14 protein-coding genes are annotated in these 16,320 nt (G+C 39.9%); 10 read left to right on the plus strand and 4 right to left on the minus strand.

Annotation, left to right across the window (positions count from 1 at the left end):
• Nucleotides 1–4: 4 nt before the first annotated feature.
• The 8 genes from QMA12_RS12450 (at nucleotide 5) to cyoE (ending at nucleotide 10,137) form a co-directional block, all read left to right on the plus strand.
• The gene (locus QMA12_RS12450; RefSeq protein ID WP_290209282.1) at nucleotides 5–1,327 is read left to right on the plus strand and encodes an outer membrane protein transport protein; all 1,323 of its coding nucleotides are present in this window, start codon (nucleotides 5–7) and stop codon (nucleotides 1,325–1,327) included.
• Nucleotides 1,328–1,625: 298 nt separating this feature from the next.
• A complete protein-coding gene (gene dld / locus QMA12_RS12455; protein ID WP_087532884.1) occupies nucleotides 1,626–3,326 on the plus strand; it encodes a D-lactate dehydrogenase in 1,701 nt (566 codons plus the stop codon).
• Between the two features lie 1,347 nt (nucleotides 3,327–4,673).
• Nucleotides 4,674–5,057: a hypothetical protein gene (locus QMA12_RS12460; protein ID WP_290209283.1), complete on the plus strand. Its 384-nt coding sequence runs from the start codon at nucleotides 4,674–4,676 to the stop codon at nucleotides 5,055–5,057.
• A 253-nt stretch (nucleotides 5,058–5,310) separates the two neighbouring features.
• Complete coding sequence (cyoA, locus tag QMA12_RS12465) at nucleotides 5,311–6,225, plus strand: ubiquinol oxidase subunit II (protein WP_087532886.1); 915 nt, start codon at nucleotides 5,311–5,313, stop codon at nucleotides 6,223–6,225.
• A gap of 2 nt (nucleotides 6,226–6,227) precedes the next feature.
• On the plus strand, nucleotides 6,228–8,231 hold the full coding sequence (cyoB, locus tag QMA12_RS12470) for a cytochrome o ubiquinol oxidase subunit I (RefSeq protein ID WP_087532887.1): 2,004 nt from the start codon (nucleotides 6,228–6,230) through the stop codon (nucleotides 8,229–8,231).
• Nucleotides 8,228–8,848 (plus strand): cytochrome o ubiquinol oxidase subunit III, encoded by a 621-nt coding sequence (cyoC, locus tag QMA12_RS12475; RefSeq protein ID WP_087532888.1) that lies wholly within the window; start codon nucleotides 8,228–8,230, stop codon nucleotides 8,846–8,848. Before cyoB ends, cyoC begins: the two co-directional genes overlap by 4 nt.
• Nucleotides 8,848–9,207, plus strand: coding sequence for a cytochrome o ubiquinol oxidase subunit IV (gene cyoD, locus QMA12_RS12480; protein ID WP_087532889.1), 360 nt, complete (start codon nucleotides 8,848–8,850; stop codon nucleotides 9,205–9,207). Before cyoC ends, cyoD begins: the two co-directional genes overlap by 1 nt.
• A 45-nt stretch (nucleotides 9,208–9,252) precedes the next feature.
• Nucleotides 9,253–10,137 (plus strand): heme o synthase, encoded by an 885-nt coding sequence (gene cyoE, locus QMA12_RS12485; protein ID WP_290209284.1) that lies wholly within the window; start codon nucleotides 9,253–9,255, stop codon nucleotides 10,135–10,137.
• A 65-nt stretch (nucleotides 10,138–10,202) separates the two neighbouring features.
• On the opposite strand, the gene QMA12_RS12490 is transcribed toward cyoE, so the two are convergent.
• From QMA12_RS12490 to ettA, 4 genes are all read right to left on the minus strand, one after another.
• A complete protein-coding gene (locus QMA12_RS12490; RefSeq protein ID WP_290209285.1) occupies nucleotides 10,203–10,874 on the minus strand; it encodes a hypothetical protein in 672 nt (223 codons plus the stop codon).
• Between the two features lie 56 nt (nucleotides 10,875–10,930).
• Nucleotides 10,931–11,839 (minus strand): histone deacetylase, encoded by a 909-nt coding sequence (locus QMA12_RS12495; RefSeq protein ID WP_087532892.1) that lies wholly within the window; start codon nucleotides 11,837–11,839, stop codon nucleotides 10,931–10,933.
• Nucleotides 11,840–11,892: 53 nt separating this feature from the next.
• A complete protein-coding gene (locus tag QMA12_RS12500) occupies nucleotides 11,893–12,261 on the minus strand; it encodes a PilZ domain-containing protein (RefSeq protein ID WP_290209286.1) in 369 nt (122 codons plus the stop codon).
• Nucleotides 12,262–12,425: 164 nt separating this feature from the next.
• Nucleotides 12,426–14,099, minus strand: coding sequence for an energy-dependent translational throttle protein EttA (gene ettA, locus QMA12_RS12505; protein ID WP_290209287.1), 1,674 nt, complete (start codon nucleotides 14,097–14,099; stop codon nucleotides 12,426–12,428).
• Nucleotides 14,100–14,312: 213 nt separating this feature from the next.
• Between ettA and metA the strand changes: the two genes are divergently transcribed.
• Together metA and QMA12_RS12515 are read left to right on the plus strand one after the other, a co-directional pair.
• Complete coding sequence (metA, locus tag QMA12_RS12510) at nucleotides 14,313–15,260, plus strand: homoserine O-succinyltransferase (RefSeq protein ID WP_290209288.1); 948 nt, start codon at nucleotides 14,313–14,315, stop codon at nucleotides 15,258–15,260.
• Nucleotides 15,250–16,317 carry a homocysteine S-methyltransferase family protein gene (locus tag QMA12_RS12515; protein ID WP_290209289.1) on the plus strand — a complete coding sequence of 356 codons (1,068 nt, stop codon included), beginning with the start codon at nucleotides 15,250–15,252 and terminating at the stop codon, nucleotides 16,315–16,317. The genes metA and QMA12_RS12515 overlap by 11 nt, the downstream gene beginning before the upstream one ends.
• Nucleotides 16,318–16,320: the final 3 nt, after the last annotated feature.

Here is a 16,320-nt window from a genome sequence, read left to right on the forward strand (position 1 = left end):
CACAATGAAATTTACTAAAACTCTTATTGCAGCATCTCTTGCTGTTATGTCTGCAGATACTTTTGCAGCGGCATTTCAATTAGCTGAGCAAAATGCTTCAGGCTTAGGCCGTGCGTATGCAGGTGAAGCTGCAGTTGCTGATGATGCTTCTGTCGTTGCTCGTAATCCCGCTCTTATGTCTATTTTTAAAGAAAATCAACTAAGTGTAGCTGGTATCGCCGTAATCCCTGACGTTAGCTTACGTGGTACGCAGGCGAGTAATTCATCTGTAAACCCAAGTCAATTAAATGATAGCAGCATTGCTCCTGCTGCATTCGTTCCTGCGGGTTATTTTGTTATGCCTATCGATGACAAGTTTGCTGTCGGATTTGGTGCGTTTTCAAATTTTGGTTTATCAACTGAGTTTGAAGCCGATTACCCTGCAGGGCAACTTGCTGGTGAAACCGAGATTGTGACTGTAAACATGAATGTTAGTGGTTCATATAAAATTAATGAACAATTTAGCGTAGGCCTTGGCCTTAACTATGTTTATGCAGATGCAAAAATTGTTCGTAATTTTGGTGCTACGTCAGAGCAAACTCAAGCTCAGTTTGATCAATTATCGCAAGCTGGGTTGTTACCTCCAGATTTTCGTGTTCCATCACAAGCTGAGGCTGTGCATTTAGAGGGAGACGATTACGGGTTTGGTTGGAATATAGGTGGTATGTACCAGTTTGGCGAAAATAGTCGTTTTGGTTTTAACTATCGTAGCGAAACAGATATCACTTTTGAAGGCGAGTTTTCAAGTCAGCTTCCAGTTGGCTTAGGTGTTGGCTCTGGTGGGGCAAGCCTTCCTGGTCGCGTTGAGATTACGTTGCCGGCAATTGCTGAGTTTTCAGGCTCACATCAGTTAGATGAAAAAGCAGGCTTACATTATAGTGTTTTATGGACCGGCTGGAGTAGTTTCCAAAAGCTACAAGCAGATGTTGATGGGCGTGATGAACCTGGTTTCTCAAAAAATGAGAACTTCTCGAACTCAATGCGCTATTCAATTGGTGGTGACTACCAGTTTAATGACGCCGTTTTATTACGTGCAGGCCTTGCATATGATGAGTCTCCAGCTGATAAAAACCATATGTCAATTTCTATCCCAGATACAGATCGTTTTTGGTACTCATTTGGTGCTAACTACACAATGAGTGAGCAGGCAAACCTAGATATTGGTATGAGTATTTTACGTGGTAAAACACAGAATTTCACTGAATCAGATAACCAGGGTCAGCAGTGGGGCTTTGAATCAAAAGGCCATGCAGTGTTAATTGGTGCACAGTATAACTACACGTTTTAACCTTTTCTGCTAAGCGAGGCGATTCGCTTTCTGATATAAAACAAAAAAGCCGCGTTATGAAGTTTCATAACGCGGCTTTTTTGTTTTCACTGCTTTATAAGTAGGTCATTAATGACCTACTATATCTTTAAGTGAAAAAATCTAATCTGCATTCACTGGAATAATTTGTTCTTATATTGCAAAATAATTGAAATAAAATAGGAGTCGAACGATTATTTTAGTTTCTATATAGATAACAACTCAACTTTTGATAGTATATTGTCGGCATATACTAAATATCACTACATCAGGAATAATAATGACTAGCAGCTCAGCACATACTTCATTAATCCAAGAATTAAACACAATTGTAGGTAGTAAATTTACGCTAACTGATGATTCGAAAATGCAACCCTACTGCAAAGGGTTTCGCTTTGGCTCTGGTAACGCTTTAGCGGTGATAAAACCGGCAACATTAGTTCAAGTTTGGCAAGCGTTAAAGGCGTGTGTTGCAAGCGATGTGATAGTGATAATGCAAGCGGCTAATACGGGACTAACCGGTGGCTCTACACCTAATGGCAATGACTATGATCGACCTATTGTTGTGATTAATACAATGCGTATAAGTGATGTCCAGTTAATAGATAATGCAAAGCAAATAGTTGGTCTGGCTGGGGCGACTTTATTTGGTTTAGAAGATGTATTAAAACAGTATGGTCGTGAACCACACTCGGTTATTGGTTCGTCGTGTATCGGTGCTTCTATAGTTGGTGGTGTTTGTAATAACTCTGGTGGTGCTTTAGTACAGCGCGGCCCTGCTTATACTGAACTGTCTTTATTCGCTCAAATAGATGAGCAAGGTCATTTATCTTTAGTAAACAATTTAGGCATACACCTAGGTGATACTCCAGAAGATATTTTGACAAATTTACAAAATAAAAACTACACTGAGAAAGATGTAGAATTTGGCGAGCAACGAGCATCTGATAATGAATATCACGAACGTATTAGAGATGTTGATGCAGATACACCATCACGATTCAATAATGACGGACGTCGCTTATATCAAGCCTCAGGCTGTGCAGGAAAGTTAGCTGTTTTTGCTGTACGCATGGATACATTTCCTATTCCTGAAAAATATCAAGTATTTTACCTTGGTACTAATGACGCTAACGTATTAGCGCAAATTCGCCGGGATATGCTGTCATCCTTTAAGACTCTGCCTGTTTCAGGCGAGTACATCCATAGAGAGTGCTATGATGCATGTAAAAAATACGGCAAAGATACGTTTTTAGTGATTGATAAACTAGGTTCAAAGTTCATTCCTAAGATGTTCGCTATGAAGCGAAGCGTTGATCGTATTGCTGATAAGCTTTCATTTTTACCGACTAAGTTCTCAGAGCGCGTTATGCAGTATTTGAGTTATTTATGGCCAAATCACTTACCTAGAAGAATGGAAAACTTTCGTGATAAATATGAACACCATTGGATAGTTGAAATGAGTGGTGATGGAGTTGACGAAGCCAAAGCTTACTTTGATAAGTTTTTTAAAGAGAACGAAGGCAGTTACTTCGAATGCACTAAAGATGAAGGTAAAAAAGCAATTTTACATCGCTTTGTAGCCGGCGGCGCTATTGGGCGTATGCATGCAATGCGCGCTAAAGAGCTTGGTGATGTGATGACCATAGATGTAGCATTTCCCCGTAATGAAAAAGAGTGGTTTGAGCAACTACCAAAAGAGTTAGATGACCAAATAGAAGTGAAACTTTATTACGGGCATTTATTTTGTCATGTTATGCATCAAAACTACATTATGAAAAAAGGCGTTGATGCAAAGGCTGTGAAAAATAAAATCTTACAAACGTTTGATGAGCGTGGTGCAGAATATCCTGCCGAGCATAATGTGGGCCATGAATATCTAGCTAAAGGTGCCTTAAGATCATTTTATAAAGAACTTGATCCAACCAATTCTTTTAATCCAGGTATAGGTAAAACAAGTAAGTGTAAACATTGGTCTTGATAATAAAGTGTTAACCTTGTAAATTCTTTTGTTTTCTTATCCTCTAAATATTTTATTCCCAAAAATTAAATAAATTGTTGGGAATAAAATTATTTTTCTGAAATTGCTTTTCTTAACTACTTTTTAATTAAATCGGCTTTATTGTTTATCCATCTGATTTTTAAGATAATTAAATTTAATGTCAGCTCTTAAATTAATATGTATATCAGCTCTACTTATAGCTAAGTGGGCTAAAATAGCATGAGTTAATTTTTTTCATCTATTGAGTTTATTTTTATCAGTTGTCACAGCAGAGCTATTACTCTAAATTTATAGTCAAGCAAACAATAGGACTAACCAAAACAGGTTACTGCTTATTTCGGCTACTAAGCCAAGTTATAAATGTCATGAGTTTGCAGCCTTAAGGCTAAGAAAAGAATCTTTATAATTGTGTGTGAAGATGTTGTCAAAAAGACGACTCAAGTTAGGGATTAACTTGGCTTGAGTTGCTTTTTATTTTAACCACCACGCAGTTAGATGAACCAAGTTTTCATCAATGAATTTAAAGTGCACAGATTGCACTTAAAACCGAATCTTTATAATTGTGTGTGAAGATGTTGTCAAAAAGACGACTCAAGTTAGGGATTAACTTGGCTTGAGTTGCTTTTTATTTTAACTACTACGCAGTTAGATGAATCAAGTTTTCATCAATGAATTTAAAGTGCACAGATTGCACTTAAAACCGAATCTTTATAATTGTGTGTGAAGATGTTGTCAAAAAGACGACTCAAGTTAGGGATTAACTTGGCTTGAGTTGCTTTTTATTTTAACTACTACGCAGTTAGATGAATCAAGTTTTCATCAATGAATTTAAAGTGCACAGATTGCACTTAAAACCGAATCTTTATAATTGTGTGTGAAGATGTTGTCAAAAAGACGACTCAAGTTAGGGATTAACTTGGCTTGAGTTGCTTTTTATTTCAACCACCACGCAGTTAGATGAACTCAGTATTCATCAATGAATTTAAAGTGTACAGATTGCACTTAAAACCGAATCTTTATAATTGTGTGTGAAGATGTTGTCAAAGGCGGCTCAAGTTTTTTTAAGCTTGGGCTGTTTTTATATCTGCTGTATACATTTCTCCCCTAAATATTGCTTATTCCTAAATACAATAACCTAAATATTTTTCTTATTATTTTTTCCTTGTAGCGTATGTTGATTTTGTTATACTTCCGAACGAACTTTCAGTACTTATTGAAAGTTTATTGATTTAGATCATCCATACATAGTTAAAAATATAGTATGTGAACAACATTTTTTAGTAAGGTTTTATTCGTTTGAGTTTAAATACGTGTTCGCCATCCTGCATGTTAACAACGTTAGGTCGTTGGCAACTGGCTGTGCGTGCAACACTTGCTGGACGAGAACTTTTATCTGTATTTTTAATCTTACTGCTTAATTTGTCTATGATTGCCAGTGGAGCAATTGAAGATGCTATAGAGCTCAAAAGCTTATTAACCGAAGGGGCTGTTTATGAGTCATCTTTAGTTAATGTGTTTAGTTTTTTAACTTACCCTGTAATATCGTGTCAGTTACTTATCGGGTTATGTTGGTTACTATTTCATTATATCCCATCACGTCGTGCGGGTATTATTTTACGTAAAACGACCTTTTCACTTGTCCAAACACTAAAGTCTCAAATTACAAGCCATGCCCATGGTTGTCGCGCTCCCCCTAGCTTTAACGGTTGAATGCTATCTAATTTAGTTAAGTCAATACCAAGCTTTATTCTCAAAATAGATAGCAGCAGTGTGTCTGTTATTCAACCATCCCTAATTAACTCATTCAAGCTTTTGGGTTTGCTGTAAAGCTGTTTGAGAAATATAAAGCGTTGTTTATGTAAAAACTAAGCAGCTCGCATCAAATTATATAACCATTTTACGTCAAACTTTATTGCTTGAACGCATCGCAACGTATTTTGGCTGTAAGTTGTAGGGTAGTCATTTGTTAAATCGAAATCTATGTAATAGTGCTCTAGGCACTCTTTTACTGGCACTGACCGGCTGTAAAGGTGGAGTGCTTGATCCCAAAGGGCAAATCGGAATAGACGAAAAAAATCTAATTATCATCGCCACTGTATTAATGCTCATAGTGGTAATTCCAGTAATAGTTATGACGCTGTACTTTGCGTGGAAATATCGCGATGGACAAGATCATGAAGTATATGCCCCAAAATGGGCACATTCTACAAAAATTGAAGCGGCGGTATGGGCTATTCCTATTGTGATAGTCATTATATTAGGTGTTATTACTTGGCAATCTACCCAAGAGCTTGACCCATATAAACCGTTAGAAGGTAAAGGTGAGCACTTAACGGTAGAAGTAGTTTCGCTCAATTGGAAATGGTTGTTTATTTACCCTGAGCAAGGCATTGCTTCTGTGAATGAACTCGTGTTTCCTGCCAATGTTCCTGTGGAATATAAAATAACTTCGCAAAGCACCATGAATTCTTTTTTCATTCCCCAACTGGGTAGCCAAATTTACTCTATGGCTGGTATGGAAACCAAACTGCATTTAATCGCTAATGAACCAGGCACGTTTAAAGGTTTTTCTGCTAACTACAGCGGCGCAGGTTTTACTGGCATGAAATTCAATGCCATTGCTACACCAACGCAAGCTGACTTTGATACTTGGGTAAACAAGGTTAAAAGTCAAAAAAATACACTTTATAAAGCGGATTACGATGCATTGGCACAGCCTAGCGAAAATAACCCTGTTAGCTATTTTAGCGATGTTGAAGAGGGCTTGTTTCATACTATTGTTATGAAATATATGCAGGCGCATGGTGATATGAACAAGAAGCATAAAGCATTGCCTGAACACAGTGGTCACACAATGCATAGTGAAGGCGAGGAATAATTATGTCGTTATTTGGAAAATTAACATTAGATGCAATTCCGTTCCATGAACCCATTTTAATGGTGACAATGGCGGTAGTAGTGATTGCAGCAGCATTAATAGCTACATTGGTTACAAAATATAACAAATGGGGTGTGCTATGGCACGATTGGATCACCTCGATTGATCATAAACGCTTAGGTGTAATGTATATCATTCTTGCGCTTATTATGCTTTTTCGTGGTTTTTCTGATGCCATTATGATGCGAGCACAGTTAGCGCTCGCGACAAGTGGTGCACCGGGTTATTTACCACCAGAGCATTACGATCAAATATTTACAGCTCACGGTGTGATTATGATCATCTTTATGGCGATGCCATTTATGATTGGTTTAATGAACATTATTTTGCCCTTGCAAATTGGTGCTCGTGATGTGGCCTTTCCATTTTTAAATAACTTAAGTTTTTGGTTAACCGCAGGTGGAGCAATATTAATTAATATTTCTCTATTTTGTGGGGAGTTTGCAAGAACTGGTTGGGTGGCCTATCCGCCATTATCGGAGATGTCCTTTAGCCCGGGGGTCGGGGTCGATTATTATATTTGGGCATTACAAATATCGGGTATTGGTACGTTGTTAACAGCAGTAAATTTCTTAGTCACTGTATTTAAAATGCGTGCACCTGGAATGCGCTTAATGCAAATGCCAATTTTTACTTGGACATGCACTTGGGCAAATATCTTAATCGCTGCGTCATTCCCAATATTAACAGCTGTGCTGACTATGCTAACACTGGATCGCTATTTAGATTTTCACTTTTTTACTAATGAAGCGGGCGGTAACGCCATGATGTATATCAACCTGTTCTGGGCTTGGGGTCACCCTGAGGTGTATATATTGATTTTACCTGCTTTTGGTATTTTTTCCGAAGTCATCTCTACCTTTACTGGTAAGCGTTTATTTGGGTATAAATCTATGGTTTATGCCAGTGGTGCTATCTCAATTTTGGGCTTCATCGTGTGGCTACATCACTTTTTTACTATGGGATCGAGCGCTAATGTCAATGCCTTCTTTGGGGTAATGACCATGGTGATTGCGGTACCCACCGGTGTGAAGTTATTTAATTGGCTATTTACTATTTACCGTGGTCGATTACGGTTTACCGTGCCAGTACTATGGACGCTAGGTTTTATGGTCACCTTTACAGTAGGTGGTATGACAGGTGTATTACTTGCTATTCCTGGCGCTGACTATGTCTTACACAATAGTTTGTTTCTAATTGCACATTTCCATAACACGATTATAGGTGGTGCGGTATTTGGTTACTTAGCAGGTTTTGCTTTTTGGTTTCCTAAAGCTATGGGCTTTAAACTTCATGAAGGGTGGGGTAGAGCGTCATTCTGGTGCTGGTTAGTCGGTTTCTTTGTTGCATTTATGCCTTTGTATGTGCTTGGTTTTTTGGGAATGACACGACGTTTAAATCACTCTAACAACCCTGATTGGAATATCTGGTTATATATCGCCTTTGTTGGAGCGGTGATTATTATGTTCGGCATTGTATTTCAAGTGGTGCAGCTGTTTGTTAGCTTTAAAAACCGCGAAGCATTAAAAGATACAACAGGTGATCCGTGGAATGGTCATACGCTTGAGTGGTCTACCTCATCACCACCACAGTACTATAACTTTGCAACGATCCCACATGTTCACGACATAGATACGTGGACAGACATGAAAGAGAAAGGCCAAGCGTATCAGCAAAAGTCGAGTTATGCGCCAATCCACATGCCAAAAAACACCTCGGCAGGGGTGATGATGAGTGCCTGTTTTACCACATTCTGTTTTGCCATGATCTGGCATATTTGGTGGTTGGCAATTGTCGGTGTTATTGCTGGAGCCGCGGTATTCTTTAAACGCTGTTACACCAGCGATATTGATTACTATGTGCAACCAGAAGAAATTCTTGAAATTGAAAGTGCACATAATGCCAGTGCAACAACATTTAACCAAGGTAAGGAGTTCAGCGCATGAGTTCGATCCCTACTGATATGAATATCATCAATCATGATGCCCATGCTCACGAGCATCATGATACCGGTGGTGACACGGTATTTGGTTTTTGGCTTTATCTAATGACCGACTGCTTATTATTCGCCTCATTTTTTGCCACTTATGCTGTTCTTTATATGAATACCGCTGGTGGTGTGTCAGGCAAAGACATTTTTGAACTGGATTTTGTAGCGCTTGAAACCGCAGCATTACTTTTAAGTAGTATCACCTTTGGTTTTGCGATGATCTTTGCCCGTGCCCAGAAAAAGGCCGCGACGTTAGCGTGGTTAGCGGCTACTTTTGCTTTAGGTGCTGTGTTTATCTCTATGGAAATTTATGAGTTTAATCACTTAATTACTCATGGTAATGGCCCACAGCAGAGTGCTTTTTTATCTGCGTTCTTCTCATTAGTTGGCTTACACGGCTTGCATGTGACGGCAGGTTTAATTTGGATGGCAACGATGATGATTGAAATATCACGGCGGGGTCTAAAGTCTGCCACCGTTACCCGTTTAAGTTGCCTCAGCTTGTTTTGGCATTTTCTAGATGTGGTATGGATTTGTGTTTTCACCGTTGTATATCTAATGGGGGTAATGTAATGAGCCATAGTGAATCTCATGCTTTAAACGAGCTACAAACACAAAGCGACAATGCAGCTACACATGGCAGCGTTAAAGATTATTTAATTGGTTTTGTTTTATCGATTGTACTGACGGTGATTCCATTTTGGGCGGTCATGAATGGTACGCTCTCAAAGCCAACGACCTTTGCCTGCATCGTCATAATGGCCATTGTGCAAATTTGGGTGCACTTAAAATACTTCTTACATCTGAACTTTAAAACTGAGGAGGGTAAAGCGAGCTCATTATCGTTTATTTTTAGTGCTTTGATCATCGTGATGGTGGTAGGGCTGTCGGTGTGGATCATCTACGAATCGAACGCCATGATGATGTACTAGCCCCCAGTTAGTACATTGTTAACAGAAAAGAAAAGGGGACAGAAGATGTTTCGTCGTTACTTAAAGGTCACTAAACCCGGTATTATTATGGGCAATGTCATCTCGGTTGCGGGTGGTTTTTTACTTGCTTCGCAAGGGAGTATTGATGGCTGGTTAATGCTTGCAACATTAGTGGGTTTATCTTTGGTCGTAGCTTCAGGTTGTGCGATTAATAATGTGATTGACCGTGATATTGATAGGTTTATGGCGCGTACTAAAACACGGGTGACTGTAACCGGTGAAATGTCAGCTAAAGCAGCTTTACTACATGCTACTGCGCTTGGGGTATTAGGTTTTGCTCTACTAGTAATTTTTACTAACTGGATTGCCGTTTTTTTTGCTGCTTTTGGTTATGTGATATATGTAGGGATTTACAGCTTATACATGAAGCGTTGCTCAGTGTATGGCACATTTGTAGGGAGTTTATCAGGCGCTGCCCCCCCTGTTGTGGGCTATTGCGCCGTGACAGCACAATTTGATGTTGGCGCATTAATTTTACTGGTAATGTTTAGTTTATGGCAAATGCCACATTCTTACGCAATTGCTATTTTTCGCTATAAAGACTACCAAGCTGCACGCATTCCAGTACTGCCAGTAGCGCACGGTATTGATAAAGCAAAGCACCATATTGTGTTATATATCGCCGTATATGCGTTAGTGGTGATGCTCTTAACAATTGGCGGTTATACCGGTATGGCGTTTTTAGCGGTTGCTTGCACCACTAGCTTTTGGTGGTTATTAATGGCACTAAGAGGTTATCGCCGCAATATTGATATTAGTGGATGGGCGCGCCAAGTGTTTGCGTTTTCAATCCTTAATATTACTGCTTTGAGCATTGCTATGGCAGTTGATTACCAAAGTGTGCCATCCCAATTATTTGTACTTAATTAAAACCAATTTTATTCCAAAGTTAACAAAGGCTCTGAGTTCTCCGAGGAGCCTTTTTTCTTTATGTGTTAGTTTTCTAATTGCAAGTCTTCGCTATCAAAATAAAGTGGCTTTAAAGTGCCGCAGTTAATGAATTTATAGGTTAACTCGCTTTCTTTTGGCACACGTTTAGAAGTACGGAATTTTTGCAAACAGGCACTGGTTAGATCAACATAAATAAGGTGGTTATAGCTAGGAGCCTGACTTATTTTATGAATGTAAATGCGCTCATTTTCTTTTAAAGTGATTAAATCATAATCTTGCCATTGCGATGACTCAGCTAAATAGTTCAGCTCTCGTGCATAGAGGCGTTTACTCATTTCTATGGTGCGATTTTTATATACTAAGATGCCATCGCGGCGGTAATCACCGTTATACACATCAGCAGTGATTGTAATCTCTTCATCACGTATTAAACGTTGGATATTAAATGGCTTAGGCTTAATTGTTATCAGTTCTGCACCTCTTACAACATTTAAAAAAGCGACATCGGGGTTTTCTATTTTGTATACGATTTGCACATCGTGAGGTTGTTTGTATGTGGGAAGATTGACGGCAAAAATACGTGAACCCTGATTCACCAATGCCATGGCATGTTCTGCATTATAAGCTGGGTTTATAGGTGGTAATTCTTTTGTCTCTTCCTCGCAATACGCTACAGTTGGTAGTCCTAGCAGCAACATAAAAAATAAAAATCGCATAATAACCTCAATTAATTTATAGGTTTAAAGTGTAGCTTAAATTTGTACTAACATGATTAAAAACGTGCTGCTTGCTCTACAACAATGGCATGGCGCTGGGCGAGACGTAAATGGTCTCGGTCATAGCCGCCACCAATCACGGTTGCCACTGGTGTATTATGCTCAATACAGCGTTTTAGAACCAAGTTATCTCGTTTTTCAATACCTTGCCAGGTTATGTCGAGTTTACCTAAACCGTCTTCTTGCCATATATCAACACCGGCATCATAAAGCACTAAATCGGGGTTGAGCTGCTTAAGCAAAAATTGCAATGTGTCATCTACTACACCTAGGTATTCATCGTCTTGCATGTTATTTGCCAGACCAATATCTAAATCGCTGGGGGACTTTCTAAATGGGAAGTTCTTTTCGCAGTGAATTGAGCAAGTATAGACATAAGGCTGGTGAGTAAGCATTGCTGCGGTGCCATCACCTTGGTGTACGTCGAGGTCAAAAATAAGTACATTGGTCACTTCACGGTTTTGTATAAGGGTTTGTGCTGTAAAAGCAAGGTCGTTCACCATACAAAATCCTGAACCAAAATCTGTATGCGCATGATGAGTCCCGCCAGCTAAGTGGCAGGCGATACCACTTTTAAGCGCAAGACGTGCTGTTTCAAGAGTGCCAAGTGGCGCTGTAAAAGTACGGGCTATAAGTGGTTCTGACCAAGGTAGACCAATGCGTCTTAGGGCTTTTTCTTCGAGATTATTATGCCATAAGTCAGCTAAATAATTTGCGCAGTGGACGAGCTCAAGATCATCTGGACTACCGAGCCTTGGTTGAGTTAAATTGTTATTAACGAGCCCTAGCTGTTTTACGTGCTGATATAAATTAGCAAATTTACTCATCACAAAGCGGTGTTTAGGATCAAAGTTAAATGAGTAATTTGGATGATAAACCAGAGGCAAGTGTGGGTTTAAAGTCATAACAGCGCATTTTTAATAATTTACGCCATGGTAATCAAGTTACAGCAGATAGTCTATTTTTGTGGAGTGTGGATAAGCATTGCGAGTTCACGGTGTAATATCGCGTCATCACCTAAATTAAGCTCTACCAAACGTTTTAAATGCGTAATACTATCAATATCTATATGAGTACAATGCAAACCAAAGTGCAGAGGCTCAATATGACTAATCTCAACCGCCATAGCAATGCTTACTTGGCTATCAGGCAAGGTAAAGGCAAGTTCAGCTGATTGGTGTTTGTCAGCTTTTAAGCCATTGGGGTGGCTAATCAATACACCATTGAGTGATACATCGAGTAATTCACAATTGTACTTTTGATCGTTTATTAAAAGTGTTGCGGGAGTAGAAAACAACACGCGAGTATATTGGCGACGATTATCCATAAAAGTTAAGACCCAGTAATGAATACAGGAGCTCATATTATAGTCAATAATTTACTAATTGAGAGTGGGTTTTGCTCATTTGAAATAAAAAGCCCCGCATAAATGCAGGGCTTAAAATATGTTTAGTACCTAGTACCTAGTACCTAGTACCTAGTACCTAGAACCTAACCAATTTTCTTGTATTTAATACGCTTCGGTTGCGCTGCAGCTGCACCGAGGGTTTTCTTTAACCATTCTTCATATTCGGTGTAGTTACCATCAAAGAAGTTAATTTGGCCTTCATCACGGTAATCAAGAATGTGCGTAGCAATACGATCTAAGAACCAACGGTCATGCGAAATACACATTACATTACCCGGGAACTCTAAAATTGCATTCTCAAGCGCACGTAATGTTTCAACGTCCAAGTCATTGGTTGGCTCATCCAGCAGGATAACGTTGCCGCCAGCCTTTAATAACTTAGCTAAATGTAAACGGTTACGCTCACCACCAGATAGGTCTTTAACAAACTTTTGTTGGTCATTGCCTTTAAAGTTAAAGCGGCCTACGTAAGCACGGCTTGGGAATTCAAAGTTGCCAATTTTAAGCATATCTTGGCCGTCAGCGATTTCTTGGAAAACCGTATTACTGTCGTCCATGTTGCCACGGAATTGATCAACTGTAGCAAGCTCAACTGTTTCACCAATGGTGATATCGCCGCTATCTGGCTTTTCTTCACCGCTTAGCATTTTAAACAGGGTCGATTTACCCGCACCATTGGCACCGATAATACCCACAATAGCGCCCTTAGGCATGGTGAAGTTTAAGTCATCAATGAGTACGCGGTCACCAAAGCTCTTCTTCAAATTTTTAACTTCAATCACTTGGTCGCCTAAACGCGGGCCAGGTGGAATAAATAGCTCATTGGTTTCGTTACGCTTTTGGTAATCAGAGTGTTGTAACTCACTAAACTGCGCCATACGCGCCTTAGACTTAGCTTGACGACCTTTCGGGTTCGAACGTACCCATTCAAGTTCTTGCGCAATTGATTTTTGACGGGCTTTTTCAGATTTTTGCTCTTGCTGCAAACGTGCATCTTTTTGTTCAAGCCAAGAAGAGTAGTTACCTTCCCATGGGATACCTTCACCACGGTCAAGCTCTAAAATCCAACCTGCTACGTTATCTAGGAAGTAACGGTCATGCGTTACCGCCACAACGGTGCCTTCGTAATCATGTAAGAATCGCTCAAGCCATGCAACTGATTCAGCATCTAAGTGGTTAGTTGGCTCATCGAGGATAAGCATATCTGGCTTTTCAAGTAATAAACGACAAATAGCGATACGACGACGCTCACCACCTGATAACACTTCAACTTTAGCATCCCAAGGTGGCAGACGCAGCGCATCAGCAGCACGTTCTAATACGTTATCAATGTTGTGGCCGTCATGGGCTTGAATGATCGCCTCAAGTTGACCTTGCTCTTTGGCTAGCGCGTCGAAGTCAGCGTCTTCCATCGCGTATTCGTTATACACTTCATCAAGACGGCTTAGTGCGTTTTTAACTTCACTTACTGCCTCTTCAACTGTTTCGCGCACGGTTTTGCTTTCATCAAGTACCGGCTCTTGCGGTAAGTAACCAATTTTAATACCCGGTTGAGGATGTGCTTCACCTTCAAACTCTTGATCAACGCCAGCCATAATACGTAGTAAGCTTGATTTACCCGAGCCGTTTAAGCCAAGTACACCAATTTTTGCGCCAGGGAAAAAATGCAATGAGATATCTTTTAAAATAGTGCGCTTAGGTGGCACTACTTTCGATACTCGACTCATCGAGAAAATAAACTTATCTGGTAAAACCATGGAAAAAGCCTTCGAATTATAAATAAAATTATGATGGCTTATTGTAGAGTCTCATAGCCTAAACAGTCAACGAATCAGCAACGTGAGCCCTGTGTTTTTAAGGAAATAGGCGATATACTAAATTCATTTAGACATCTATACATCTAGAGGTTGAAATTTACTGCTAACCGTTCATAATTAGCCATTGGTTAAAATAATGCTTGGAGTGAATGAATGCCTATTACAGTGAAAGATGAATTGCCTGCAATTGCAAAGTTACGTCAAGAAAACGTATTTGTAATGCCAAAAACCCGTGCGAAAACACAAGAAATTCGCCCGATGCGACTGGCCATCTTAAACTTAATGCCGAATAAAGTTGAAACCGAAGTACAGTTTATTCGCTTACTGGCAAACTCACCGCTGCAAGTAAATGTTGAGCTGTTACGGTTAGATACTCACCGCAGCAGCAGTAATTCTGAAGAGCACCTAGACACCTTTTACCGTTATTTCTCAGAAGTAAAAGACAACAACTACGATGCTATGTTAGTTACCGGCGCACCGCTTGCGCATTTAGAATACGACGATGTCGCTTATTGGGATGAGCTCAAAGTGATACTCGATTGGGCTGAGCAACATGTAACATCAACCTTGTTTTCGTGTTGGGCGGCACATGCAGGGTTGTTTCACCATTATGGTTTAAAGCGCGAATTAAAACCGAAGAAGCTCAGTGGTGTATTTACTCATCATTGCTACTTTGAACACGCCGCGCTTACACGTGGTTTTGATGATACCTTTGTGGTGCCACATTCTCGTTTTGGCTACATTGATATTGAAAAAATTAACGCCTGCGAAGATTTAGTTGTATTGGCAGGCTCAGAGCAGGTGGGTGCTTACTTACTTAAGAACAAGTCGGGGAGTCAGGTGTATATTACAGGTCATCCAGAATACGATGCCGACACATTAAAGGGCGAATACCAACGTGACCTTGCAAAAGAGCCCAACGCCGCTATGCCTGAAAATTACTTTCCCGATAACAACCCAGATAACGAGCCGTCGAAAACCTGGCAAAGCCATGCTTTCTTGTTATTTTCGAATTGGTTAAATTACTATGTGTATCAAACCACACCTTATGATATTAATCTCGTTAGCCAAGCAGTAAGGACTAACAACTATGCCGAGTAATACAGTGAATAAATATGCAGAATTAACCGAGGCGCTCAAACAGCGAATTTTAATCCTCGACGGCGCTATGGGCACCATGATCCAAGAGCATAAATTAGAAGAAGAAGACTACCGTGGTGAGCGTTTTAAAGACTGGCATGTATTAATTAAAGGCAATAACGACTTGTTAAGCCTGACTCAGCCTAAAATAATTGCTGATATTCACCGTGGCTTTTTAAATGCTGGTGCCGATATTATTGAAACCAATACCTTTAACTCGACCACTGTCTCAATGGAAGATTACGACATGGCAAGTATCAGCCGTGAGGTAAACCTCGAGTCAGCCAAGTTAGCACGCAATATTTGTGACGAGTTCACCGCTAAAAATCCTGATAAACCACGTTATGTGGCTGGTGTACTTGGACCAACGTCAAAAACTTGTTCTATTTCACCTGATGTAAATGACCCAGGTTATCGTAATATCACCTTTGATAAATTAGTCACGGCGTATGTTGAGTCTACCCTTGCTTTAATGGAAGGCGGCGTTGATTTAATTTTGATAGAGACTATTTTTGATACCTTAAACGCCAAAGCAGCCTCATTCGCTGTTGAAGAAGCGTTTGAGCAAGCAGGGCGTACATTACCGGTGATGATCTCAGGTACCATTACTGATGCATCAGGGCGCACGCTTTCAGGGCAAACTACCGAAGCGTTTTATAATTCAATCCGTCATATTAAGCCTATTTCTATTGGCCTTAACTGCGCACTAGGCCCTGATTTATTACGCCAATATGTAGAAGAGTTATCACGGGTGTGCGAAACCTTTGTCTCTGTTCACCCTAATGCAGGCTTACCTAATGAATTTGGTGAATACGATTTAGAAGCGCCTGAAATGGCTGTTGAGATCATTGATTGGGGCAAATCGGGTTTTATAAATATTGTTGGCGGTTGCTGCGGTACAACACCTGCTCATATTAGAGCGTTTGCTAAAGGCCTTGAAGCGGTTAAACCTCGTGTATTACCTGAGCTTGAAGTGCGCATGCGCTTATCTGGCCTTGAAGCGTGTAACTTAAATTAGGAA

Source organism: Pseudoalteromonas sp. APC 3893, assembly GCF_030408095.1.
Taxonomy (GTDB): Bacteria; Pseudomonadota; Gammaproteobacteria; order Enterobacterales; family Alteromonadaceae; genus Pseudoalteromonas.